General features: G+C 60.4%; 22 protein-coding genes and 1 pseudogene. 10 read left to right on the top strand and 13 right to left on the bottom strand.

Features of this window, described 5'->3' with window-relative positions:
* The 4 genes from trmD to ffh all read right to left on the bottom strand — a co-directional run.
* Positions 1-650 (bottom strand): tRNA (guanosine(37)-N1)-methyltransferase TrmD (trmD, locus tag ACIPIN_RS10555; protein WP_401118432.1); only part of this gene is annotated, 650 nt, incomplete at its 3' end.
* A 44-nt stretch (positions 651-694) separates the two neighbouring features.
* The gene (gene rimM, locus ACIPIN_RS10560; RefSeq protein ID WP_054593851.1) at positions 695-1,234 is read right to left on the bottom strand and encodes a ribosome maturation factor RimM; all 540 of its coding nucleotides are present in this window, start codon (positions 1,232-1,234) and stop codon (positions 695-697) included.
* Between the two features lie 5 nt (positions 1,235-1,239).
* Positions 1,240-1,491, bottom strand: a complete 252-nt coding sequence (gene rpsP, locus ACIPIN_RS10565) for a 30S ribosomal protein S16 (RefSeq protein ID WP_262114813.1) — start codon at positions 1,489-1,491, stop codon at positions 1,240-1,242.
* A gap of 250 nt (positions 1,492-1,741) precedes the next feature.
* On the bottom strand, positions 1,742-3,118 hold the full coding sequence (ffh, locus tag ACIPIN_RS10570) for a signal recognition particle protein (protein WP_401118162.1): 1,377 nt from the start codon (positions 3,116-3,118) through the stop codon (positions 1,742-1,744).
* A gap of 208 nt (positions 3,119-3,326) precedes the next feature.
* Between ffh and ACIPIN_RS10575 the strand changes: the two genes are divergently transcribed.
* The 3 genes from ACIPIN_RS10575 to ACIPIN_RS10585 all read left to right on the top strand — a co-directional run bounded on the left by ACIPIN_RS10575 (position 3,327) and on the right by ACIPIN_RS10585 (position 6,805).
* A complete protein-coding gene (locus ACIPIN_RS10575; RefSeq protein ID WP_401118164.1) occupies positions 3,327-4,139 on the top strand; it encodes an inner membrane protein YpjD in 813 nt (270 codons plus the stop codon).
* A gap of 12 nt (positions 4,140-4,151) precedes the next feature.
* Positions 4,152-5,417 carry a transporter associated domain-containing protein gene (locus tag ACIPIN_RS10580; RefSeq protein ID WP_401118166.1) on the top strand — a complete coding sequence of 422 codons (1,266 nt, stop codon included), beginning with the start codon at positions 4,152-4,154 and terminating at the stop codon, positions 5,415-5,417.
* Between the two features lie 71 nt (positions 5,418-5,488).
* On the top strand, positions 5,489-6,805 hold the full coding sequence (locus ACIPIN_RS10585; RefSeq protein ID WP_401118168.1) for an MFS transporter: 1,317 nt from the start codon (positions 5,489-5,491) through the stop codon (positions 6,803-6,805).
* Positions 6,806-6,907: 102 nt separating this feature from the next.
* On the opposite strand, the gene purT is transcribed toward ACIPIN_RS10585, so the two are convergent.
* The 5 genes from purT to ACIPIN_RS10610 form a co-directional block, all read right to left on the bottom strand.
* Positions 6,908-8,089 (bottom strand): formate-dependent phosphoribosylglycinamide formyltransferase, encoded by a 1,182-nt coding sequence (gene purT, locus ACIPIN_RS10590; protein ID WP_123585096.1) that lies wholly within the window; start codon positions 8,087-8,089, stop codon positions 6,908-6,910.
* Between the two features lie 99 nt (positions 8,090-8,188).
* Positions 8,189-8,656 (bottom strand): preQ0 transporter, encoded by a 468-nt coding sequence (locus ACIPIN_RS10595; protein ID WP_401118170.1) that lies wholly within the window; start codon positions 8,654-8,656, stop codon positions 8,189-8,191.
* 187 nt (positions 8,657-8,843) lie between these two features.
* A complete protein-coding gene (locus tag ACIPIN_RS10600) occupies positions 8,844-9,059 on the bottom strand; it encodes a DUF1289 domain-containing protein (protein WP_401118172.1) in 216 nt (71 codons plus the stop codon).
* Positions 9,056-9,580, bottom strand: a complete 525-nt coding sequence (locus ACIPIN_RS10605) for a gamma carbonic anhydrase family protein (RefSeq protein WP_401118174.1) — start codon at positions 9,578-9,580, stop codon at positions 9,056-9,058. Before ACIPIN_RS10605 ends, ACIPIN_RS10600 begins: the two co-directional genes overlap by 4 nt.
* A gap of 69 nt (positions 9,581-9,649) precedes the next feature.
* Positions 9,650-10,249: a CoA pyrophosphatase gene (locus ACIPIN_RS10610; RefSeq protein ID WP_123428661.1), complete on the bottom strand. Its 600-nt coding sequence runs from the start codon at positions 10,247-10,249 to the stop codon at positions 9,650-9,652.
* A 147-nt stretch (positions 10,250-10,396) separates the two neighbouring features.
* On the opposite strand from ACIPIN_RS10610, the gene ACIPIN_RS10615 reads away from it, so the two are divergent.
* The 7 genes from ACIPIN_RS10615 to nagE all read left to right on the top strand — a co-directional run bounded on the left by ACIPIN_RS10615 (position 10,397) and on the right by nagE (position 18,977).
* Positions 10,397-10,948: an NUDIX hydrolase gene (locus ACIPIN_RS10615; protein ID WP_401118176.1), complete on the top strand. Its 552-nt coding sequence runs from the start codon at positions 10,397-10,399 to the stop codon at positions 10,946-10,948.
* A 39-nt stretch (positions 10,949-10,987) separates the two neighbouring features.
* Positions 10,988-11,491: a murein L,D-transpeptidase family protein gene (locus tag ACIPIN_RS10620; RefSeq protein WP_401118178.1), complete on the top strand. Its 504-nt coding sequence runs from the start codon at positions 10,988-10,990 to the stop codon at positions 11,489-11,491.
* A gap of 282 nt (positions 11,492-11,773) precedes the next feature.
* The gene (locus ACIPIN_RS10625) at positions 11,774-12,505 is read left to right on the top strand and encodes a GntR family transcriptional regulator (RefSeq protein WP_071551701.1); all 732 of its coding nucleotides are present in this window, start codon (positions 11,774-11,776) and stop codon (positions 12,503-12,505) included.
* A gap of 49 nt (positions 12,506-12,554) precedes the next feature.
* Positions 12,555-13,661, top strand: coding sequence for an N-acetylglucosamine-6-phosphate deacetylase (gene nagA, locus ACIPIN_RS10630; RefSeq protein WP_401118434.1), 1,107 nt, complete (start codon positions 12,555-12,557; stop codon positions 13,659-13,661).
* Complete coding sequence (locus ACIPIN_RS10635; RefSeq protein ID WP_401118437.1) at positions 13,654-14,664, top strand: SIS domain-containing protein; 1,011 nt, start codon at positions 13,654-13,656, stop codon at positions 14,662-14,664. The genes nagA and ACIPIN_RS10635 overlap by 8 nt, the downstream gene beginning before the upstream one ends.
* Positions 14,665-14,700: 36 nt before the next feature.
* On the top strand, positions 14,701-17,217 hold the full coding sequence (ptsP, locus tag ACIPIN_RS10640; RefSeq protein WP_401118181.1) for a phosphoenolpyruvate--protein phosphotransferase: 2,517 nt from the start codon (positions 14,701-14,703) through the stop codon (positions 17,215-17,217).
* Between the two features lie 44 nt (positions 17,218-17,261).
* Positions 17,262-18,977, top strand: coding sequence for an N-acetylglucosamine-specific PTS transporter subunit IIBC (nagE, locus tag ACIPIN_RS10645; RefSeq protein ID WP_401118183.1), 1,716 nt, complete (start codon positions 17,262-17,264; stop codon positions 18,975-18,977).
* Positions 18,978-19,117: 140 nt separating this feature from the next.
* Here nagE and ACIPIN_RS10650 read toward each other — a convergent pair whose 3' ends face one another.
* The 4 genes and pseudogenes from ACIPIN_RS10650 to purL form a co-directional block, all read right to left on the bottom strand.
* Entirely contained in the window at positions 19,118-19,411 is a 294-nt protein-coding gene (locus ACIPIN_RS10650) for a hypothetical protein (protein ID WP_401118186.1), read from the bottom strand.
* A 154-nt stretch (positions 19,412-19,565) separates the two neighbouring features.
* Positions 19,566-19,956 (bottom strand): annotated as a pseudogene (locus ACIPIN_RS10655) (DUF6124 family protein).
* Between the two features lie 938 nt (positions 19,957-20,894).
* Positions 20,895-21,206: an NGG1p interacting factor NIF3 gene (locus tag ACIPIN_RS10660; protein ID WP_401118189.1), complete on the bottom strand. Its 312-nt coding sequence runs from the start codon at positions 21,204-21,206 to the stop codon at positions 20,895-20,897.
* A gap of 5 nt (positions 21,207-21,211) precedes the next feature.
* On the bottom strand, positions 21,212-25,108 hold the full coding sequence (gene purL / locus ACIPIN_RS10665; RefSeq protein WP_401118192.1) for a phosphoribosylformylglycinamidine synthase: 3,897 nt from the start codon (positions 25,106-25,108) through the stop codon (positions 21,212-21,214).
* Positions 25,109-25,225: the final 117 nt, after the last annotated feature.

Genomic DNA, 25,225 nt, shown 5'->3' on the forward strand with positions numbered 1-25,225 from the left:
GAGCGGCTTTCCAGAAGATCGGCGCGTCGTTCAAAGGTCCTACCAAGGGACTGCTGTAAACGCCAACGCCGGATATGCGCGTGATTGCCACTCAGCAACACGTCGGGAACACGCTGATCCGCATACACCTCAGGTCGGGTGTAGTGCGGGCAATCCAGCAAACCATCCGTAAAGGAATCTTCCTCGGCGGAGTCCGCATGCCCTAAAGCTCCAGGCAGCAGTCGTGTAACCGCATCGATCAGGACCATCGCCGGCAGCTCGCCGCCAGACAGTACATAGTCACCAATCGACCACTCTTCATCGACATGAGCCTCAATAAAACGCTCGTCAATGCCTTCATAGCGGCCGGCAATCAGGATTAATGCTTCCTCATTCGCCAACTCGCGTACCGCCGACTGAGTCAGTTGACGGCCTTGGGGCGACAGATAAATTACCTTCGCCGCCTCCCCGGCTGCTGCCTTGGCCTGAACCAGAGCATCTTCCAGGGGCTTGATCTTCATCACCATGCCCGGGCCACCGCCAAATGGGCGATCGTCCACAGTGTGATGTCGATCCGTTGTGTAGTCTCGCGGATTCCAACAGGTCAGCTGCAAGAGCCCCTGTTTCACCGCACGACTGGTGATGCCGTAGTCGCTGATGGCGGAAAACATCTCGGGAAACAAACTGATCACTTCTACGCGCAAGTTAGCCACGTTTAGAAGTCCGCGTCCCAATCCACCTTCATCTCGCCCGCTGCGAGGTCGACGGCCAACACGCATTGCTCCGTATAGGGCAACAGGCGTTCGCGATCATCCAGGCTGCCAGCGCAAGGCTTGACCACCATGACATCGTTCGAGCCAGTCTCCAGCAGGTGATCGATCTTCCCGAGCAATTGCCCGAGGTGGTCGATGACCTTCAGACCTTCCAGCTGGTACCAGTAGTACTCGCCGTCGGTCAGATCAGGAAACAGGTTACGCGGCACGCAGATTTCAAAACCGGCCAGAAGACGAGCTTCTTCACGGTCATCGAGACCTTTGAGCTTTGTGACCAGAAACTTGCCGCCTTGTACGCGGCCGCTGACCAGCTCTACCTGCCGTACATCGCCTTCGCGCTTGAGCGTCCAGGTTTTGTAGTCCAACAGGTTTCCAATCGGATCAGTAAAGGAAAAGACCTTCACTTCGCCGCGAACGCCATGAATAGAGTAAATCTTGCCGATAACGATCAAATCATCAGCGATTGCTGGCGTCGCGTTCATATTGCTCAGGCCGCAGCCTTAGCAGCGTCCTTCAGCAACTGAGCAACACGCTCAGAAGGTTGTGCACCAACGCTCAGCCAGTAGGCTACGCGCTCTTGGTTCACGGACAGGCGGACTTCTTGACCACGAGCGATCGGGTTGAAGAAACCAACTTGTTCTTTGTGCGAACCGTCGCGTGGGTTGCGGCTGTCGGTCACGGTCAAGTGGTAAAACGGGCGCTTTTTGGAGCCGCCAAGGGCAAGACGGATTGTTAGCATGTGAACATAGTTCCTGTAGTCGGTGCTGCAAATCTAAATGCACAGCGGGCATAGGTGCCCGAAAGGCCGCATATTCTAAGGAATATCCGGACTTTTGCAAATGTCTTTTTCCAGCACCTGTCAGTGTGCCATCCAGATTTGCCATAGAGCCGTTGCGAACAACGGCGAGTCAGCTCCCGCCAATGCGGGCTTGCTGTTGGGTCCCACGTCCGTGTGGGGCCGCGCCGACATCACTGCCGGCGCGAAACTTTTACATTTTCGGCATGCCGCCGCCGGGCAACATGCCGCCCATGCCGCGCATCATCTTGGCCATACCGCCTTTGGCGGAGAATTTCTTCATCATCTTCTGCATCTGCTTGTGCTGCTTGATCAAGCGACCGATGTCCTGCACCTGAGTGCCGGAACCCATGGCGATCCGGCGCTTGCGCGAACCGCTGATCAGCTCAGGGTCGCGGCGCTCGGCCGGGGTCATGGAGTTGATGATGGCTTCCATCTGCTTGAACTGCTTCTCTGCCGCACCCTGGGCATTGCCCATTTGCGCCAGATTCACCCCGCCGATGTTCGGCAGTTTGTCCATGAGCCCGCCGAGGCCGCCCATGTTCTTCATTTGTTGCAGCTGATCGCGGAAGTCTTCGAGGTCGAAGCCTTTGCCTTTCTTCAGCTTTTTGGCCAGTTTGTCGGCCTTGTCCTTGTCGAGGGTCGCTTCAGCCTGTTCGATCAGGCTGAGCACATCGCCCATGCCGAGGATACGCGAGGCAATACGCTCCGGGTGGAACGGTTCGAGAGCTTCGGTCTTCTCGCCCATACCGATGAACTTGATCGGCTTGCCAGTGATTGCACGCACCGACAGCGCGGCACCGCCACGGGCGTCACCGTCGACCTTGGTCAGGATCACACCGGTCAGCGGCAGAGCATCGCCAAAGGCCTTGGCCGTGTTGGCGGCGTCCTGACCGGTCATGGCGTCGACCACGAACAGCGTTTCGACCGGTTTGATCGCCGCGTGCAGGGCCTTGATCTCGCCCATCATCTCTTCGTCGATGTGCAGACGACCGGCGGTATCGACGATGACCACGTCGATGAATTTCAGTCTTGCTTCTTTAATGGCCGCTTCGGCGATGTCGACCGGCTTCTGGCTCAGGTCAGACGGGAAGAACGTCACGCCGATGTCGTTGGCCAGGGTTTCCAGCTGCTTGATCGCGGCCGGGCGGTAAACGTCCGCCGACACCACCATGACCGACTTCTTCTTGCGCTCTTTAAGGAAGCGCGCCAGCTTGCCAGCGGTGGTGGTTTTACCGGCACCTTGCAGACCCGCCATCAAAATGACGGCCGGCGGCACGGCGCTCAGATTCAAATCTTCGTTGGCCGCACCCATCAGGCTTTCGAGTTCGGCCTGGACAATCTTCACGAAGGCCTGGCCCGGCGTCAGGCTGCGCGACACCTCGGTGCCGACAGCGCGCTCCTTGACCGAATTGACGAAGTCTTTGACCACCGGCAAGGCGACGTCGGCTTCGAGCAGCGCCATGCGCACTTCGCGCAGGGTGTCTTTGATATTGTCCTCGGTCAGCTTGGCCTTGCCGGTGACATGGCGCAGCGTCTGCGAGAGACGGTCGGTTAAGTTTTCAAACATGCGCGATCCTTTCAGGCCCTATGGAGACCGAGGTAATGGCGGCCCAGACCGTGAAAAACATGTGCTCGGCGAGCCTGCGGCGTGGGCAGGTCGCGGATTATAGCGAAGACTGCGTCTGGCGCACACCCGCCGTCTGGTTGAGTGGTCTTTCGTGTGATGTCAGTTGTATGCCAAACTCAGCCCCTTTCGGGCTTGCCTAACAGGATTTATGCTCCCCTTGTCACCCAGTTTGCTCACTACCCTCGCCGCCGCTTGCTTGTACGCCGCTGCGACTCTCTATCAAGGCACTCGTCTGGCCCAAGGCGCCAAGGCGAACAAACGCCTGCTGGTTTCGCTCGGCATCCTTGCCGTGCTGGCCCATAGCGCGAGCCTCTTTACCCATCTGATGACGCCGATTGGCCTGGGCCTGGACTTTTTCAGTGCCGCCAGCCTGATCGCCGTTGCCGTCATCGCACTGACACTGCTGGCCTGCTCACGGATCCCGGTGGAAAACCTGCTGGTGCTGTTATTCCCGCTGGGGATGGCCACAGTATTGCTGGCGCAGTTCGCACCTTCGGGCACGGTGCAGGTGATCGACGAAGAGCCGGGGATTCTTGCGCATATCCTGCTGTCGATCCTTGCCTACGGCATGTTCACCATCGCGGTGTTCCAGGCCTTGCTGCTGTTGGTTCAGGACCACCAGCTCAAGCACAAACACCCCTCCGGGCTGATCAAGAACTTCCCGCCGCTGCAAACCATGGAAAGCCTGCTGTTCGGCTTCCTCTGGGCCGGCTGGACCCTGCTGTCGCTGTCGCTGATCTCCGGCTGGCTGTTCGTCGAAAACCTGTTCGCCCAGCATCTGGTGCACAAAACCCTGCTGGCGTGCCTGGCCTGGATCGTGTTCAGCGTATTGCTGTGGGGGCGCAATCGTCTGGGCTGGCGCGGCCACAAAGCCATTCGCTGGACCCTCGCCGGTTTCTGCCTGCTGATGCTGGCCTATTTCGGCAGCAAGCTGGTCCGCGAATTCATTCTGCACATCTGACGGGCATTCGTAATGGATAACTTGCCCATAGGGCCGCTGCTCGCCGTGCTGACCCTGCTGATCTTGTGGTCAGGGCTGTTCACTGCCATCGAAGCCGCACAACAACATCTGTTGGCCCAGCGCACCGCCTCGCGTTCTCGCGACAAACCCGTCGCGAAACTCAGCTTCCCGCTCAACAGCCTGATCTTCTGCAATACCGTGTGCCGCGCGCTGGTGGTGGTCATCAGCACGCTGCTGGCGATTTTTGGCTGGGCTGATAAAGGTCCGTGGCTGGCCTGCCTGAGCGCCGCCGCTGCGCTGCTGGTATTTGCCGACTACCTGCCACGCACCCTCGCCAGCCGTTATCCGGACGCCATCCTGGCGCTGGGCAACACTCTGCTTGGCGTGCCACTGAAAATTCTTTACCCGGCCGCGTGGCTGCTCAGCGGCATCAGCCAATTGCTGCTCAAGCCGCTCGCACGCAAGGTCAAGGTCGTCAAGCAAAGCGAAGACGAGCCACCTGCCCCGCAGAGCAACGACACCGAACACGAGCAAGCGGCCTGCCGCCCACACGCGCTATCGGGTATTCATGCGCTGGACAACATCACCGTCAATGACATTCTGGTGCCGCGCAGTGAAGTCGACGGGATCAATCTGGACGATTCGATCGAGGAAATCATCGAACAGCTGCGCGCCAACAAACGCACACGCCTGCCGGTGTTTCACAGTGATATCAACCAGGTCGAAGCGGTGCTCAATACCCGGCAAATCCTCCATTTGCTGCCCGATGCCAACCTGACCAAAGAAGCCTTGCTGGCGGCGTGTCGCGAACCTTACTTCGTCCCGGAAAGCACCCCGTTGCAACTGCAACTGCTGAACTTCCACAAACAGCAACGCCGCCTGGGCATGGTGGTCGACGAATACGGTGAAGTAGAGGGTATTGTCACCCTGGAAGACATTCTCGAAGAAATCGTCGGTGAATTCGAAAGCCAGCAAAGCCTCGACAACCCGCACATTCACCCGCAGGCCGATGGCCGGTTGGTGATCGAAGGTGCAGCCTCCATTCGCGAGCTGAACAAGAGCCTTGGCTGGCACCTGCCGAGCGACGGCCCGAAAACCCTTAACGGGCTGGTCACCGAAGCGCTGGAAACTATTCCCGAGAGCGCGGTGTGCCTGAAAATCGGGCGTTATCGCCTGGAAATCCTCGAAACCGAAGACAACCGCGTCAGCCGGGTGTTGATCTGGCACGTAGCCGCCGGCGAGGCCACAAGCCTGCGTTCGGCGGTAAGACCGTCGTAAACCCATATCCCTGGGTGTTTCAACCATAATAATTCGCTCCACGGGAGCACATGACTGTCAGGGATTACCGCATGACTACCAGCACGATTTACAGCGACGCTGCGCCTGCCCAACCGACGAACTCCGCCACGCGGGTCGCGACGGCCAGCTTCATCGGCACCGCCATCGAGTTCTACGACTTCTACGTCTACGCCACGGCCGCCGCGCTGGTGATCGGCCCGGTGTTCTTTCCGCAGACCTCCGGCACCGCCCAGATGCTCTCGGCCTTCCTGACCTTCGGCATCGCCTTCCTCGCCCGCCCCATAGGTTCGGCGCTGTTTGGCCACTTCGGTGACCGCATCGGGCGTAAATCAACGCTGGTCGCCTCCTTGCTGCTGATGGGTGTCTGCACCACGTTGATCGGCGTGCTGCCGGGTTACGAGAGCATTGGCGCCTGGGCACCGATCCTGCTGTGCGTGCTGCGCTTCGGCCAAGGCCTTGGACTGGGCGGCGAATGGGGCGGTGCGGCCTTGCTCGCCACCGAAAACGCGCCAAAGGGCAAACGCGCCTGGTTCGGCATGTTCCCGCAACTCGGCCCTTCGATCGGTTTTCTCGCCGCTAACGGGCTGTTTCTGACACTCGCCATGACTCTGAACGACGAGCAGTTCCGCGCTTGGGGCTGGCGGATTCCGTTCCTGCTCAGCGCTGTGCTGGTGATGGTCGGCCTGTACGTACGCCTGAAACTGCACGAAACCCCGGTCTTCGCCAACGCGATGGCGCGCCAGGAACGGGTGAAGATCCCGCTGGTCGAGCTGTTCAGCCAATACTGGGCACCGATGTTGCTGGGTGCGGCGGCGATGGTGGTCTGCTACGCGCTGTTCTACATCTCGACGGTATTTTCCCTGAGTTACGGCGTATCGACGCTGGGTTACAGCCGCGAAACTTTCCTCGGTCTGCTGTGCTTCGCCGTGTTGTTCATGGCCGCTGCCACACCATTATCAGCCTGGGCCAGCGACCGTTTCGGGCGCAAACCGGTGCTGATCATTGGTGGCGTACTGGCGATACTCTCGGGTTTCACCATGGAACCACTGCTGACCCACGGCACGACCTGGGGTGTGGCGCTGTTCCTGTGCATCGAGCTGTTTCTGATGGGCGTGACGTTCGCACCGATGGGTGCGCTGCTGCCAGAGCTTTTCCCCACCCGCGTGCGCTACACCGGTGCGTCGGCGGCCTACAACCTGGGTGGCATTGTTGGCGCTTCGGCGGCACCGTTCTTCGCGCAAAAGCTGGTGGCGATGGGCGGCTTGAGCTGGGTTGGCGGGTATGTGTCAGCGGCAGCGGTGATCAGCTTGATAGCTGTGCTGTGCCTGAAAGAAACGCGGCATAACGACCTGAATCAGGTTGCCTGATAGATCGTCATCGCGGGCAAGCCTTGCTCCTACGGATACATGTCGAACACACCATTGTGCATCGACCCAATCCTGTAGGAGCAAGGCTTGCCCGCGATGCTTTTAGAGCTCTACAACGACTGCTTGGGAAGCGCGGGTCGCTTTGGCGCGGGCCGCTTCGATCGACTCATCACGAGCCAACGCAACGCCCATGCGGCGCTGACCGTTGACTTCCGGCTTGCCGAACAGACGCAGCGCAGTATCCGGTTCAGCCAATGCAGCGCCCAGGTTGGCAAAAGCGGTCTGAGTCGACTGCCCTTCCACCAGGATCACCGCCGACGCCGATGGGCCGAACTGACGGATCAACGGGATCGGCAGACCGAGAATCGCCCGTGCATGCAAGGCGAACTGGGACAGGTCCTGAGAAATCAGGGTCACCAGACCGGTGTCATGCGGGCGCGGCGAAACTTCGCTGAACCATACCTGATCACCCTTGATGAACAACTCGACACCGAACAGACCACGGCCACCCAGGGCCTCGGTCACGGCTTTGGCCACGCGCTCGGATTCCGCCAGCGCAATCGGGCTCATCGCTTGCGGCTGCCAGGATTCCTGGTAGTCACCCTTCTCTTGACGATGGCCGACTGGCGCGCAGAAGGTGGTGCCGCCGATGTGACGAACAGTGAGCAAGGTGATTTCGTAGTCGAAGTCGATGAAACCTTCGATGATCACCCGGCCTTTACCGGCACGACCGCCTTCCTGCGCGTAATCCCAGGCCTTCTGCACGTCATCGACGCTGCGCAGCAGGCTTTGGCCTTTGCCCGAGGAACTCATGACTGGCTTGACCACACACGGGAAACCCAGATCGTCGACCGCCTTGCGGTAGTCTTCGAAGGTATCGGCGAAGTGGTACGGCGAGGTCGGCAGGTCCAGCTCTTCAGCGGCCAGACGACGGATGCCTTCACGGTTCATGGTCAGCTGCGCGGCGCGAGCGGTCGGGATTACGGTGAAGCCTTCGGCTTCCAGCTCGACCAGCGTGGCAGTGGCGATGGCTTCGATTTCCGGCACGATGAAGTGCGGCTTCTCGGCTTCGATCACTGCACGCAGGGCGGCGCCGTCGAGCATGTTGATCACGTGGCTGCGATGCGCCACCTGCATCGCCGGCGCGTTGGCGTAACGATCCACGGCAATCACTTCAACGCCCAGGCGTTGCAGCTCGATCACCACTTCCTTGCCCAACTCACCACAGCCACACAGCAATACGCGGGTCGCGGTTGGCGACAATGGAGTTCCGATACGGGTCATCTCAGGTCCTCAAAGGAGCGGATCATCGAGGGTCGCAGCGCCAGGCGCGCTTCCCTTAGGGAGAAAGCGCGGCATTTTACATGAACCTGAGGGTTTGGCTCAGCTTGCCAGCGCGTTCTTGCGCAAACGCCAGGCCATGGCCAGCCAGACGATGGTCACGCCGGCGAATTTCGAACCCAGGGCGGTGAGGATCACGCCCGGCGTCAGGGCATCGATCATGCCGAAGAAGATGAAAGTATCCAGCGGAATGCTCAGGGCCGAACTTATCCACAGACGGTCGTGCAACGGGCGCTTGGTGATGCTGAATACCAGCCAGTCGATACACTCCGAAACGGCGAAGGCAATGGCGCTGGCCAGGGCAATGGAGGGATCGGAGGTGATGTAGGACAGCGCCAGCGCCGCCAGCATCGCGGCAATCGCGCCGTGACCGAAACGGGTTTGCACCATGTCGCGCAGCACGAACACCAGGCCACCCCAGGCCGACCAGATGATGTCCAGGTGCGGGGCGGTGGAAAAGGCATAGTTGATCAGCACGACACTGCTGATGTAAGCGATCAGGAAGAGCATGGGGCGCGGGGATACCTGTCAATTTTGGTGCACAGGGTACTTTAGGGATAGGGTTGGGCCAAGGAGGTGGTGGCGTCTGTGATGACGCCATCGCGGGCAAGCCTTGCTCCTACAGGATTGGGTCGATCCACAATTATGAGATCGACGCGGACCTGTAGGAGCAAGGCTTGCCCGCGATGGCCATACATCAATTACCCGGTTTTGCCCCGATCATCCAAAGCAACCCACTCGACTTCGCCCGCTCATGGCACAACCCCAGCACCTTGCGACGCTCGTCGTTGTCCATTCGGCTCCAGCGGGTAATCTCGTCCACCGAGCGCTGACACCCGGTGCAGATATCGTCCTCATCCAGCGCACAAATATTCACACACGGCGAGGGTACGGGTCTTTCGGTGGTGCTCATTCTTCCTGCTCGACCAGATCGCGGGCATAGCGCTGCGAGTTATGCACATAGTGCGCAGCGCTGGCTTCGAGCATTTTCTTCTGCGGCTCGGTCAGCTCGCGTACCACTTTGCCCGGCGAGCCCATGACCAGCGAACCATCAGGGATTTCCTTGCCTTCGCCGATCAGCGAGTTGGCGCCGATGATGCAGTTCTTGCCGATTTTCGCGCCATTGAGGATCACCGCGTTAATGCCGATCAGGCTGTAGTCGCCCACCGTACAACCGTGCAGCATGGCGTTGTGGCCGATGGTCACGCCGGTGCCGATGGTCAGCGGGTAGCCCATGTCGGTGTGCATCACCGTGCCGTCCTGCACATTGCTGTTCTTGCCGATCAGGATCAGCTCGTTGTCACCGCGCAATACCGCGTTGAACCAGACGTTGGCGCCCTCTTCCAGTTTGACCCTGCCTACCAGCACGGCGTTGGGTGCGACCCAGCTCTGCGGGTGGGTTTCGACACGGGCGTCGCCCAGGCGGTATTTCATCGTTTTATCCTCAAGGCTCAGGCAGGCTTTCACTTGCAACAACAGGTTCACGCCATGCGCGCGATGGCTTCAAATATTGATAAAGCTATTCGGGGGTTGGTGCAGGCTGATCTGCGCGTCATAGAGCAGGTTGATCAGCTCGACAATCATGATCGCGGTCAGGCCCCAGATTTTGTATTCGCCATAACGATAGCTCGGCACATACCAACTGCGGCCCTGATAATCGATGCGGTGCGTGTGTTCACGCGGGTCTTTGCGGAAAAACTCCAGCGGCACACTGAACACTGCGGCAATTTCAGCGTCGTTGGCGCGGTACTCGACGAAGTCCGGAATCACCCCGACATAAGGTGTGACCTTGATCCCATGCAGTGAGATCAACGGGCTAAGCGGGCCGATGACTTCCACCAAACCCGGTGGCAGGCCGATTTCTTCTTCGGCTTCGCGCAAAGCGGTGAAAATCAGGTCCGGATCTTCCGGATCACGTCGTCCGCCAGGGAAGGCCACTTCACCGCCATGGGTCGAGAGCCCGCTGGCGCGCAGGGTCAGAACCAGCTCCGGCTCGTCACTGCGGGTGATAGGCACCAGAACCGCGGCCTCCGGGAAACGTCGGTCGGTTTCCAGGGTACGCGGCGTGTGATTGCTTACCCGATGCAGTAGCTCATCCAGCATGAGTGATCTCGATTTGTTCACTATCTTGCATCATGCACCAAACACATCGACCGCCCAACCCCTGAACCGTGGCATGTCGCTAAACGACAACTTGCCGACAGACACTGCCGCACGCCAAGATAGGCGCAGCATTTTCGGAATCCCAGCATGAAATTCTGCAGCCAGTGCGGTAACCCGGTCACCCAACGCATTCCCGAAGGCGATTCGCGCCTGCGATACGTTTGCGACAAGTGCCAGACCATCCATTACCAGAACCCGAATATTGTCGCCGGTTGCCTGCCAATCTGGGGCACTCAGGTACTGTTATGCCGGCGCGCCATCGAGCCGCGCCGCGGTTACTGGACCTTACCGGCCGGCTTCATGGAAAACGGTGAAACCATCGAACAGGCGGCCATTCGTGAAACCGCCGAAGAAGCCTGCGCACGGGTGCGCAACCTGAACATCTATACGCTGATCGACGTGCCACACATCAGTCAGGTGCACGTATTCTTTCGCGCCGAACTGGTAGACCTGGACTTTGCCGCGGGTGAAGAAAGCCTGGAAGTGAGGCTTTTCGAAGAAGCCGACATCCCGTGGTCGGAGCTGGCTTTCCGCACGGTCGGCCGTACCTTAGAATGTTTCTATGCAGACCGCCGGGTAGAGAATTTCCCTGTACGCTCCGAATCCATTCCTCCGCTTGCTCAGCCTGCGATCACTTAAACAACAAAAGTACGCCGTACTCTCAGGGATATCGTTTTAATGCGCTGGTTGCTTGCCCTCTTCTGCCTGTCGTTCGTCATGGTTTCCCAAGCTGCCACCACGGAAACCCTGGACGGCAAAATCATCGAAAAAGTGTTGGTGCTCAAATCCGCTCATCAGTTGCAACTGATCAATGACGGCAAGCCACTGCGGACCTATCGCATCTCATTGGGCAAAAATCCCAAAGGCGCGAAGCTTATGGAAGGCGATCGACGCACTCCAGAAGGCTTGTATTGGCTGGACTGGCGCAAGGTCAGCGACCGTTTCAACCTGGCCATGCACATTTCCTACCCGAACATCAGCGACTCCGTCCGTTCGCGCCGTGAAGGCGTGGAGCCCGGTGGCATGATCATGATCCACGGCACCCCGGACACTGAAGAAAACCCTGAAGAGCTGTTCCACACTCTGGACTGGACCGACGGCTGCATTGGCATGCGCAACGTCGACATGCGCGAAGTCTGGGGCCTGGTCAAAGACGGCACGATGATCGAAATCCGCCCCTGATTCGCTCACTTCAAAAAAATAAATCAAAAGATCGCAGCCTGCGGCAGCTCCTACAGGGTTGATACCATTTCGCCCCGTAGGAGCTGCCGCAGGCTGCGATCTTTGCGCTTGTAACACCCTCCCCTAATACCACTTCAAAGCCAACGCCGCCGCGCCCTCCAGCGCGGTGCGCTTTTGCTCGTCCGGAGCAGACCACTGGCGTTGACATGGTATTTAAGTGGTATTAGTTTTGCGCCATTACCGGGCGACAACACTCCAATATCCGCATCGGAACCCAACCCAATGAATCACATCCTGGCCCTGCGCCCTGACGACACCCAGCCAACGCCGTTGTACCTGCAACTGGCACGCAACCTGGAAGCGGCGATCCATGCCGGCCAGTGGAAAGCCGAGCAGGCGCTGCCGTCGGAACGCAACCTCAGCGAAATGCTGAACATCTCCCGCGTGACCGCCCGCAAAGCGCTGGAAGTACTGTTCGAACAAGGCCTGATCCGTCGCAGCCAAGGCTCGGGCACTTTCATCACTCCTCGCCTCGAACAACCGCTGTCCCGGCTGTCCGGGTTCAGCGAAATGCTCCGCCTCAAAGGCTTCGTGCCGAGTTCGCAATGGCTGGAGCGGGAAATCACCCAACCGACCCACGAAGAACTGATCCGCCTCGCGCTCTCGCCCTACGACAAGGTCGCGCGCCTCAAGCGCCTGCGTAAAGCCGACGACACCGTGATGGCCATCGAGATGAGCACCCTGCCCGCCTCGATCATTGCCCAGCCGCAAGCGGTCGGTGATTCGCTTTACGAATACCTCGACGGCATTGGCAAGCCGGTGGTGCGCGCCCTGCAACACATCCAGGCGATCAACGCCTCGGACGAATTCGCCGCGCTGGTCGGCATCGCCCCCGGCACCGCCATGCTGCTGATGACCCGGGTCGGTTACCTCGAAGACAACACCCCGATCGAAGTCACCGACACCTATTGCCGCAACGACTACTACGACTTTGTCGCAGAGCTTCGACGCTAAGCCCTGCGTCACTGAAGCCGGAGAACTACTGATGTCCGAAGAACTACTGATGTCCGAAGACAACATCCTCACCGCCCAAGGCTGGATTCGTGGCCGGTTGATCCATGAACACGGCAAGATTGTCCGCATCGAAGGTCAGCTCTGCGACCCGGCGGACAACGACCTGCCTTACCTGCTGCCGGGTTTCATCGACCTGCACGTCCACGGCGGTGGCGGCAAGGACATCATGGAAGGCACGCCGGCCTTCGAAACCATCACCAAAACCCACGTGCGTTTCGGCACCACCTCGCTGTTGGCCACCACCATGACCGCGCCGCCGGAAGAAATTTCCCGCGTGCTGGCCGAGGTCGGCGAATTCTGCGAACAACGCCCGAAAGGCAGCGCCCGGATACTCGGCGTGCACCTTGAAGGACCGTACATCAACCCTGGCAAACTCGGTGCACAACCGAATTTCGCCCACACCGCGTTGATGGCCGAGGTCGAAACCTATCTGGCGCTGGCGCCAATTCGGGTGATCACCATCGCCCCGGAAATCGCCGGTCACGACAAACTGATTCGCGCCCTCAGCGACCGTGGCATTCGTATGCAGATCGGCCACACCCTGGGCAGCTATGAAGAAGGTGTCGCCGCGCTGGAAGCCGGCGCCAGCAGTTTCACCCACCTCTATAACGCCATGAGTCCGCTGCATCACCGTGAGCCGGGAATTGTCGGTGCCGCACTGGCTCATGCCAAATACGCCGAGCTGATTCCCGACCTGCTGCACGTGCATCCCGGCGCGATCCGCGTGGCCCTGCGCTCGATCCCTTGCCTGTATTGCGTCACCGACTCCACCGCCGCCGCCGGCATGCCGGACGGCGAATACAAACTCGGCAGCCACACCGTAACCAAATGCCTGGGCGGTGTGCGCCTGCCCGACGGCACGCTGGCCGGCAGCACCCTGACCATGGATCAGGCCCTGCGCAACCTGGTGAAAATCGGCCTGCCACTGTGCGAAGCCTCGCAACGTCTGTCGCAATTTCCCGCCGACTACCTCGGCATCCAAGAGCGCGGCCGCCTGCAACCCGGCGCCTGGGCCGACTGCGTGCGCCTGGATCGCTCACTCACACTGACCGCCGTGATGGTCGAAGGAGAAGACATTGACTTCAAAAATGCTTGAAGAGGCGCTGTCCTCGTACAAGGCCGTCGAGATCCAGTTGCAGCAACTTGATCCGCAGATGATCGAGATCGCCGGGCGCCTGAACCGTCAGCCGCCGCAAGTGGCGATGACCGTCGCTCGCGGCAGCTCCGATCACGCCGCAAGCTACTTCGCCTACCTGACCATGCAGCACGTGGGCATTCCGGTGGCGTCGCTGCCGATGTCGGTGGTGACCATGCAGCAAGCGCCGCTGAAGGTCAGCGGTCAGGCGGTATTTGCGTTCTCGCAGTCCGGGCAGAGTCCGGATCTGGTCAACAGTCTGCGCCTGTTGCGCAAACGCGGCGCCCTGAGCATTTCGATGGTCAATGCCGAGAACTCGCCACTGGAAGCCGCGTGCGAATTCAGCCTGCCGCTGTGCGCCGGCCTTGAGCGCAGTGTCGCCGCGACTAAAAGTTTTATCGCCACCCTGAGCGCCAGCGCGCGCTTGATCGCACATTGGAAGCAGGACGCCGAGTTGCTGCAAGCCGGCCTCGCGCTGCCAGCAGGATTGCGCGAAGCCGCGACTCAGGACTGGAGCCTGGCCGTCGACGTACTGCGTGACTGCCAACGCCTGATGGTGATCGGCCGTGGCGCCGGGTTTGCCATTGCTCAGGAAGCGGCACTGAAACTCAAGGAAACCTCGGCGATTCAGGCCGAAGCCTTCAGCAGCGCCGAAGTGAAACACGGCCCCATGGCACTGATCGACGACAACTACCCACTGCTGGTGTTCGCCCCGCGCGGTGCCGAGCAGGCTGGTCTGCTGAGCCTCGCAGCCGAGATGCGTCAACGCGGTGCCCGTGTGTTGCTGGCCGCCCCGGATGACGTCAGCGAACGCGACCTGACGCTGAGCCGCGCCGAACACCCGGCGCTGGACCCGATCCTTGCGATCCAGAGCTTCTACGTCATGGCGGCCGGCCTCGCGGTCGCCCGTGGCATGGACCCGGACCAGCCGCGTCACTTGAGCAAAGTGACCCGCACCCACTAAGTCCGACTTGCACGTCATCCTGATGAGTACCGAGCCATGCATAACAACAATAAAGACCTGACCCTCAGCGCCCCGCTCAGCGGCCCGGTGCTCACGCTCGCCAAAGTTCCAGACCCGGTGTTCGCCAGCGGCGCCATGGGCGACGGGATCGCCATCGACCCGCTGAACAACACCCTGCACGCGCCGTGTGCCGGGGTCGTGGTGCATGTCGCCCGCACCGGACACGCCGTGACCCTGCGCGCCGACAATGGCGCCGAATTGCTGCTGCACCTGGGGCTCGATACCGTCGAGTTGCAGGGTGAAGGGTTCTCGATGCTGGTCGAGGAAGGCACCCGCGTCAGCAATGGCCAGGCGCTGCTGCGCTTTGATCTGGACCAGGTCGCCCAAGGCTGCAAAAGCCTGGTCAGCCTGCTGATCCTGACCAACAGTCAGGACTTTCAGGTGCTGCCGATCACCCTCAAATCGGTCAAGGTCGGCGAGCCGCTGCTGCACATCGTGCCAAGAACCACGAACAACCCGCAGGCCGAAGTGGCAAGCGTGGGCGCCGAAGTTCATGGGAACATTCGCATCACCCATCGCGGTGGTCTGCATGCACGGCCGGCGGCGCTGATCCGCCAGACTGCGCAACTGTTCAACAGCAAATCGCAGCTGCATTTCGCCAGTAAATCGGCGTCGTGCGACAGCCTGATCGGGCTGATGAGTCTGGGGATCGGCGAGCAGGACGAGGTTCAGGTCAGTTGCAAGGGCGCGGACGCCAAGGCTGCGCTGCAAGCCTTGCTGAACGCCTTGTCCAGCGCGCTCAACGACGAAAGCTACACCGCCGCCCCAACGTCGATTGCCCAACGCACCCGCGTCGCCGAAGCCGGTGTGCTGCACGGCGTCTGCGCAGCGCCCGGACTGGTCGGCGGGCCGTTGTTCCAACTGGCCGCCATCCACTTACCGGAAGACCCTGGCAACCATAATGCCGAAGAACAACTCCAGGCCCTCGACCGCGCACTGGAACAGGTTCGCGGCGAAATCCGTGAAACGCTGTCCCACGCCAAAAAGCACAAGCACACCGAAGAAGAACAGATCTTCGCCGCTCACCTGGCCCTGCTCGAAGACCCGGCGGCGCTCGATGCCGCCAGCCAGTCCATTGATCGAGGCAGCGCGGCAACCCACGCCTGGAACCAATCGATAGAAGCGCAGTGCGAGGTCCTGCAAAATCTCGGTAACCCGCTGCTGGCCGAACGCGCCAACGACCTGCGCGACCTCAAGCAACGCGTGCTGCGCGCCTTGCTCGGGCAGGACTGGCACTACGACGTGCCGGCCGGGGCCATCGTCGCCGCCCATGAACTGACTCCTTCCGATTTGCTGCAACTGAGCCAGCAAGGCGTCGCAGGGCTGTGCATGGCCGAAGGCGGCGCGACCTCTCATGTGGCGATTCTCGCTCGTGGCAAAGGTTTGCCGTGTCTGGTTGCCCTCGGCTCGTCACTGCTCAATCAGCCGCAAGGCCAGTCGGTGGTGCTGGATGCGGACGGTGGACGTCTGGAGCTGACGCCCAATAACCAACGCCTGGAGCAAGTGGCTCAGGCCCAGTGCGAACATCTGCAACGCCGCGAGCGCCAGCAAGCTCAGGCCCACAACCCGGCGCAGACTCGCGATGGCTTGCGCATCGAAGTCGCTGCCAACGTGGCCTCCAGCAGCGAGGCGGCTGATGCGTTGAAAGGCGGCGCCGATGGTGTCGGCCTGTTGCGTACCGAGTTTCTGTTCGTCGATCGCCAGACCGCGCCGGACGAACAAGAGCAGCGCCAGGCCTATCAAGCGGTGCTGGATGCCATGGGCGACAAGTCGGTGATCATCCGCACCATCGACGTCGGTGGCGACAAACAGCTCGACTACCTGCCGCTGCCGGCCGAAGCCAACCCGGTGCTCGGCCTGCGCGGCATCCGCATGGCGCAGGTACGCCCGGAATTGCTCGACCAACAATTACGGGCGCTGCTGCAGGTCAGCCCGTTACAGCGCTGTCGGATTCTGCTACCGATGGTCAGCGAGCTCGATGAATTACTGCACATCCGCCAGCGCCTCGACGCCTTGTGCGCAGAACTTGAACTGACCCAACGCCCGGAGCTGGGCGTGATGATCGAAGTCCCGGCCGCCGCCCTGCTCGCCGAGCAATTGGCGGAACACGCGGACTTCCTGTCCATCGGCACCAACGACCTGTCCCAATACACCCTGGCCATGGACCGCGACCACGCCGGCCTCGCAGCACGCGTCGATGCCTTGCACCCGGCGCTGTTGCGACTGATTGCCCAGACCTGCGCCGGTGCCGCCAAACATCAGCGTTGGGTTGGGGTTTGCGGTGCGCTGGCCTCCGACCCTCTGGCGACCCCGGTGCTGATTGGCCTGGGCATCAGCGAGCTGTCCGTCAGCCCGCCGCAAGTCGGTGAAATCAAAGAGCGCGTTCGCCAACTGGACGCCGCCGACTGCCGACGCTTCAGCACCACCCTGCTCAACCTGAGCAGCACCACCGCCGTACTCCACGCCTGTCATCAACATTGGCCTCTGAGCTGAACAACAACAGCGACTAGAACAACAAGAACCCAGGGAGATACGCCATGTACCAACTCTTCATCGAAGGCTTGCAGCGCCTCGGACGGGCGCTGATGCTGCCCATTGCGATCCTGCCGATTGCCGGCCTGTTACTGCGTCTGGGCGACACCGACCTTTTGAACATCGCGATCATCCACGACGCCGGGCAAGTGATCTTCGCCAACCTGGCGCTGATCTTCGCCATCGGCATCGCGGTCGGTTTCGCCAAGGACAACAACGGCACCGCCGGGCTCGCCGGGGCGATTGGTTACCTGGTGATGGTCTCCACGCTCAAAGTGCTCGACGCCAGCATCAACATGGGCATGCTCGCCGGGATCATCAGCGGCTTGATGGCCGGCGCGCTGTACAACCGCTTCAAGGACATCAAGCTGCCGGAATACCTGGCGTTCTTCGGCGGGCGGCGTTTTGTACCGATTGCCACCGGGTTCAGCGCCGTCGGCCTGGGCGTGGTGTTCGGTTTGATCTGGCCGCCGATCCAGCACGGCATCAACAGCTTCGGCCAATTGCTGCTGGAAAGCGGCAGCATCGGCGCCTTCGTCTTTGGCGTGTTCAACCGACTGCTAATCATCACCGGCCTGCACCACATCCTCAACAACATGGCGTGGTTCATCTTTGGCAGCTTCACCGACCCAACCACCGGCGCCATCGTGACCGGCGACCTGGCGCGCTACTTTGCCGGCGACCCCAAGGGTGGCCAGTTCATGACCGGGATGTTCCCGATGATGATCTTCGGCCTGCCCGCCGCATGCCTGGCGATGTACCGCAACGCCCTGCCGGAACGCCGCAAAGTGATGGGCGGGATCTTCCTGTCGATGGCCCTGACCTCGTTCCTGACAGGCGTCACCGAACCGATCGAGTTCGCCTTCATGTTCCTCGCGCCGCTGCTGTATTTGCTGCACGCCCTGCTGACCGGCATGGCAATGGCCATCACCAACGCGCTGAACATCCACTTGGGCTTCACCTTCTCCGGCGGTGCTATCGACATGGCACTGGGCTGGGGCAAGTCCACCAACGGCTGGCTGGTATTCCCGGTAGGCCTGGCGTACGCGGTGATCTACTACGTCGTGTTCGACTTCTGCATCCGCCGCTTCAACCTGAAAACTCCAGGGCGCGAAGATGTTGCTGTCGGTGAAAAGGCTGTGCTGAGCGAAAACCAGCGTGCCGGGGCGTACATTCAAGCCTTGGGCGGCGCAGAAAACCTGATCACCGTCGGCGCTTGCACCACGCGGTTGCGGTTAGAGATGGTCGACCGCAACAAAGCCTCCGACAGCGAGTTGAAAGCCCTCGGCGCCATGGCCGTGGTTCGCCCCGGCAAGGGCGGCAGTTTGCAGGTGGTGGTCGGACCGCTGGCCGACAGCATCGCCGATGAGATTCGTCAGGCGATGCCGACTGCTGGCTCAGTTGCGGCAGCCGCTGTTGTGGTGGTCGAAGAAGCTCCGAAAGCGGCACCCGTGGCGACACCAGAAGCGCAGAAATGGCTGAACGCGTTGGGCGGCAGCAACAATGTGCTGCAACTTGATTGCGTGGCGATGACCCGGATTCGCCTGCAACTGGCGAATGGGAAAGCGCTGTCGGAATGTCAGCTCAAGGAGTTGGGTTGCCAGGGTGTGAGCGCGCTGGAGGGTGGTGTTTGGCACTTGTTGATTGGCGACAAGGCGTTGAGTTTGAGTGAGGCGTTAGAGGGGTTGGTCAATCGTAGTGAGGTGAGTGCGAAGGTTTAGCACCTTAAAAGATCGCAGCCTGCGGCAGCTCCACATGGATTTTGTACACGCCTGTAGGAGCTGCCGCAGGCTGCGATCTTTTCGATGCAATTCACCGCAAAAAACCGCTGATTGTTTCCGGACCCGAGTCATCCTTCGTCTTACCTTGACGTGTCCACAACAAAAGACCAGACCTCGGATGAGCGTCCCTGGGTCTCAATCTTGAAAGCCTGAAGCCCTTCTTCCAATCCAGACACCAGGTGTTTCAACTTGCCATCAGCTTCCAGATAGAGATTACACAGTGTTACGTCGTTGTTAACCAAATGGGGGCTGGAGCCGGGCCTCGCTGTTCCATGAAGCACCACAATACTGCTTTCCGTTTTGTCTCCATTGGCAATAGGCTTGCCCAAATAATCGGTAACTTCGGTAATGGTTAGTTCCTGCACTGAAACCATGATGATGCTCCTTGTGGATGACTCGGATTGAAGGGTTATCAAACCTGAGCCTTCCACATGTGACTACTGTCATAGTTGACAGGTAGGCACGGGTTCCAGACCAACGGCAAGGGCTAGTTTTTCATTTCGTGGCGCACAACTGACCTACAGCGCCCTATTCCTTGACATAAAACTGCTCCGACTCCGACGGGTTGTAGTCATCCAGCGCCTTGTCCACCAACAACAGAGCGCCATCGACCATCCGGCAAATCGCCAACGCCACACTGCGTCGCGAGCCTTCAATCTCGAATGCCAGGTCCGCGGCCATGACCTTGACCGACGCCAGATCTTCCGCGGCATTGGCCAGCAAGGCTTCGAGGCCGACATCGGGCGCAACACTGAACAAACGGTCCGAGCGCAGATCGCTGAAGCGCAGTTTGGCGAGGGTGGGTTTCAGGTAATGATCGAGGGCGCGGTGCGCGGCGTCGTGGAGCTTTTTTTGAATCGAGGGATTCGTAGGGGGAAACGTCGTCGGTTTCTGGGGGATTGGAGTTGTCTTTGATCATTTTGGAGCTCCTGAGAAAAATTGGAGCGACCGACATCAGTTGTAGATGCGGCGCCTGTAAGCGCCTAACAATTTTTCGGGCTTGCAGTCCCGGTCGCTGAATTGGCAGCGATGTTCAAAGGCTAGAGGTGGCGCTTCCGAGCGGCAACCTGAAAGACATGTCGGAGATTTCTACGTTGCCCGTGATGCTGTCATCGAGTTCAAGCCGCTTCCTACAGGCATTACACAACCCCAATAACGTAGGAGCGATCAAGCAAGATCAAAAGATCGCAGCCTGCGGCAGCTCCTACGAAGATCATCACCAGCGGCGCTCCTTCACCACTCAACAGGCCGAGCGTTAGCTCGCCTGCCGCTGTTGATCTTGATCCACCCGCCCCTTCGGGAGGCCGAGTGGAGGTGTTCAGCAGGGGGTTGGCGCGCAGCGCCGTACGGCGCAGCCGGACACATCGAGAGGAGGTCGTCGCGCAGCAGACCGTAGGCGATGCCCCCTGATGAATGCCGGAGCGAGGGAACGCCGAGCCTAGGCGAGGTGCCGTACGCTCGGGGCGAGCGTTTTTTTGCTTACTTTTTTTAGGCGCTTGTAAAAAAAGTGAGTCGCCGTCAGGGCGAAACCCTAAGTGGCCGTTACCGCAGGAATGGATATGTACACCTGCAAGAGATTGGTCGGCTATCAGGCCGCCATCGCGAGCAGGCTCGCTCCCACAGTTTTGCTTGATGTACATCTGCGGGAGATTGGCCGACTGTCAGGTCGCCATCGCGAGCAAGCTTGGCTCCTACAGTTTTGATTGGTGTACATCTGCGGGAGATTGGCCGGCTGTCAGGCCGCCTTCGCGAGCAAGCCCGCTCCCACAGTGGAACGAGTACATCAAGTAAATCCCGAGCAATAAAAAACCCGCTGAAAACACTTCAGCGGGTTTCTCATTTCAGCAGCCAGAAAGATCAGAAGTCTTCCAACCGCCACACCTCATAAGCCGGCGTCTCATAGGGATGACTCTGCTTCAGAGCCACCACCACAGCACGAATCAACTCATCACTGACCACAAGCTCAACCTTCCATTCCTCAACCTGCTCGACCAGACCAGCCTGCCCAATAAACGGCTGACTACCGTCCAAAGGCCGAAACTGACCCAACCCAAGCACCTGCCAAGAACAGTGATCATAAGCACCGATCCGCCCACCACCGGCAGCAAACACAGCACCCTTGACCACCTCAACATGACTCTGAGGAACAAAAAAACTGAGCTTATACACAGCGCTTAGTTCACCCACACACGAGCATTACGGAACATACGCATCCAAGGAGCGTCTTCGTTCCACTCTTCCGAGCGCCACGAGTTCTGCACAGCGCGGAACACCCGCTCCGGGTGCGGCATCATGATCGTCACGCGACCGTCACGGCTGGTCAAACCGGTGATCCCGCGCGGCGAGCCGTTCGGGTTGGCCGGGTAGCTTTCAGTGACCTTGCCATGGTTGTCGACGAAACGCATCGCCACACAACCCGACAGATCGGCTTCCAGCAACGCTTCTTCGCTGGCGAACTCGGCATGACCTTCACCGTGTGCGATGGCGATTGGCATGCGCGAACCGGCCATGCCCTGCAGGAAGATCGAATTCGACTCCTGAACCTGAACCATCGCCACACGGGCTTCGAACTGCTCGGAGCGGTTACGCACAAAGTGCGGCCAGAGCTCGCTGCCCGGGATCAGCTCGTGCAGGTTGGACATCATCTGGCAACCGTTGCACACGCCGAGGGTGAAGCTGTCGGTGCGTTCAAAGAAGCCCTGGAACGCATCGCGAGCACGGCTGTTGAACAGCGCCGATTTCGCCCAGCCTTCACCGGCACCCAGTACGTCGCCGTAGGAGAAACCACCGCACGCCACCAGACCTTTGAACTCGTTCAGGTCGACACGGCCAGCGAGGATGTCGCTCATGTGCACGTCGATCGCGTTGAAGCCGGCACGGTCGAACGCTGCGGCCATTTCCACCTGACCGTTGACGCCCTGCTCACGCAGTACGGCAACCTGTGGGCGAATGCCTTTCTTGATGTAAGGCGCGGCGACGTCCTGGTTCACGTCGTAGCTCAGCTTGACGCTCAGGCCCGGATTGTCTTCTTCCAGCAGCACGTCGAACTCTTGGTCGGCGCAGTCGGCGTTGTCACGCAGACGCTGGATCTGGTAGCTGGTTTCGGCCCACTGACGTTGCAGCAGATGACGCTGACCGTCGAACACGGTTTCGCCGTTGAAGGTGATGCTGATCTCGGCGTTGTTCATCGGCTGACCGACTACAGACACACAATCGCCCAGGCCCGCCGCGCTGAACTGCGCGAGGATGTCCGGCGTGGAGTCCTGGCGAACCTGGATCACCGCACCCAACTCTTCGTTGAACAGGATCGCCGCGATGTCGGCCGAGGTTTCCGCCAGACCGTCGAGGTTCAGGCTCAGACCGCAGTGGCCGGCGAAGGCCATTTCCACCACGCTGGTCAGCAGACCACCGTCGGAACGGTCGTGGTAAGCCAGCAGGTGACCGTCGGCGTTGAGGCCCTGGATCACCGCGAAGAAGGCTTTCAGGTCTTCGGCATCATCGACGTCCGGTGCCAGCTTGCCGAGTTTGCCGTGAACCTGAGCGAGGATCGAAGCGCCCATGCGGTTCTGGCCACGGCCCAGGTCAATCAGGATCAGGTCGGTGGTACCTTTGTCCATGCGCAGCTGTGGGGTCATGGTCTGACGGATGTCAGTCACTGGCGCGAAACCGGTCACGATCAGCGACAGCGGCGAGGTCACGCTCTTGTCGACGCCTTCGTCGTTCCAGCGTGTGGCCATGGACATCGAGTCCTTGCCCACCGGAATGGTGATGCCCAGCTCTGGGCACAGTTCCATGCCGACCGCTTTGACGGTGTCGTACAGACGCGCGTCTTCGCCAGGGTGACCGGCAGCCGACATCCAGTTCGCCGACAGTTTGATGTCGGAGATCTTGCCGATGCGCGATGCGGCGATGTTGGTCAGGGTTTCGCCGATGGCCATGCGGCCCGACGCCGGAGCGTCCAGCAGTGCCAGCGGAGTGCGCTCGCCCATGGCCATGGCTTCACCGGTGTAAACGTCGAAGCTGGTGGCGGTGACGGCAACGTCAGCCACTGGAACCTGCCACGGGCCGACCATCTGATCACGGGCAACGAGGCCGGTGATGGTGCGGTCGCCGATGGTGATCAGGAAGCTTTTGCTGGCCACGGCCGGGTGATGCAGAACGCGCTCGACGCAGTCGGCAATGGCCAGGGTCGACGGATCGAAGTCGTCGCCCAGTTCGGTTTCGCGAACAGCCGAACGGTGCATGCGCGGGGCTTTGCCCAGCAGCACTTCGAGCGGCATATCCACCGGGCTGTTGCCGAAGTGGCTGTCGGTCACGGTCAGTTGCGGCTCGGCCGTGGCTTCGCCGACGACGGCAAACGGGCAGCGCTCACGTTCACAGATCGCCTTGAAACGTTCGAAGTCGGCCGGGCCGACCGCCAGAACGTAGCGCTCCTGGGATTCGTTACTCCAGATCTCGTGCGGGGCCATGCCCGGCTCGTCGTTTGGAATGTTGCGCAGTTCGAAGCGGCCACCACGGTCGCCATCGTTGACCAGTTCCGGGAAGGCGTTGGACAAACCGCCCGCGCCGACGTCGTGGATGAAGCTGATCGGGTTGTGTTCACCCAACTGCCAGCAACGGTCGATGACTTCCTGGCAACGGCGTTCCATTTCCGGGTTTTCACGTTGTACCGAAGCAAAGTCCAGGTCTGCCGAGCTGGTGCCGGTGGCCATGGAGGAAGCCGCGCCACCGCCCAGACCGATCAGCATCGCCGGGCCGCCGAGCACGATCAGCTTGGAGCCAACGAGGATTTCACCTTTCTGTACGTGTTCTTCACGGATGTTGCCCATGCCGCCAGCCAACATGATTGGCTTGTGGTAACCGCGCACTTCATCGCCACGTGGGGTGGTGATGGATTGTTCGAAAGTACGGAAATAACCGGTCAGCGCCGGACGGCCGAATTCGTTGTTGAATGCTGCGCCGCCCAATGGGCCTTCGATCATGATGTCCAGCGCAGTGACGATGCGCTCGGGTTTGCCGTACGGCACTTCCCACGGCTGCTCGAAGCCCGGGATTTGCAGGTTGGACACGGTGAAACCGGTCAGGCCAGCCTTCGGCTTGGCGCCGCGACCGGTAGCGCCTTCGTCACGGATTTCGCCGCCGGAACCGGTGGATGCGCCCGGGAACGGGGCAATCGCGGTCGGGTGGTTGTGAGTCTCGACCTTCATCAGGATGTGCACCGGCTCCTGCACCGCGCCGTACTGGCGGGTTTCAGGGTCCGGGAAGAAGCGGCCGGCCACGTTGCCGACGATCACCGAAGCGTTGTCCTTGTAAGCCGACAGAACGCCCTCGCTGTGCATCACGTAGGTGTTCTTGATCATGCCGAACAGGCTTTTTTCCTGGCTCTGACCGTCGATGTCCCAACTGGCGTTGAAGATCTTGTGACGGCAGTGCTCGGAGTTCGCCTGGGCGAACATCATCAGTTCGATGTCGTGCGGATTGCGCTTCAAGCCAATGAAAGCGTTGACCAGGTAGTCGATCTCGTCTTCAGCCAAGGCCAGGCCCAGCTCGACGTTAGCGGTTTCCAGTGCGGCGCGACCGCCACCCAGAATGTCGATCGCCGTCAACGGCTTCGGTTCGGCGTGACTGAACAGGCCGGCAGCCTGCTCAAGGTTTTCCAGCACGATCTGGGTCATACGGTCGTGCAGCGCATCAGCAATAAGCTGTGCTTGTGCATCGGTGAACTCACCGGTCACGTAGAAAGCAATACCGCGCTCCAGGCGCTGGATTTTCGCCAGGCCACAGTTGCGGGCGATGTCGCTGGCCTTGCTCGACCATGGCGAGATGGTGCCAAAACGTGGCAACACCAGGAACAGACGGCCGGTCGGCTCTTGAACCGGAACGCTAGGACCGTACTTCAGAAGGCGCGCTAGCACCTGCTGTTCGTCGCCGGTCAGGACGCCGGTAACTTCGGCGAAGTGAGCGAATTCAGCATACAAGCCACTGACAGCCGGAACGCATCGGCTCAGTTGCTCAAGGAGTTTGCTGTGGCGAAAGGCAGAAAGGGCAGGAGCGCCGCGCAGGATCAACATCTTCGGGACAGCCTCGGGAAGGGGGTGTGCTTTGAGGCCGTGCATTCTAGCCTAAACCGCCCGCGACAGCACCCGAAACGCTACACCCGGTATTGTCCGAACGTCGGTCGGCGGCTC

It is taken from the genome of Pseudomonas sp. NPDC087697 (assembly GCF_044743155.1).
In the GTDB taxonomy this organism is placed as follows: domain Bacteria; phylum Pseudomonadota; class Gammaproteobacteria; order Pseudomonadales; family Pseudomonadaceae; genus Aquipseudomonas.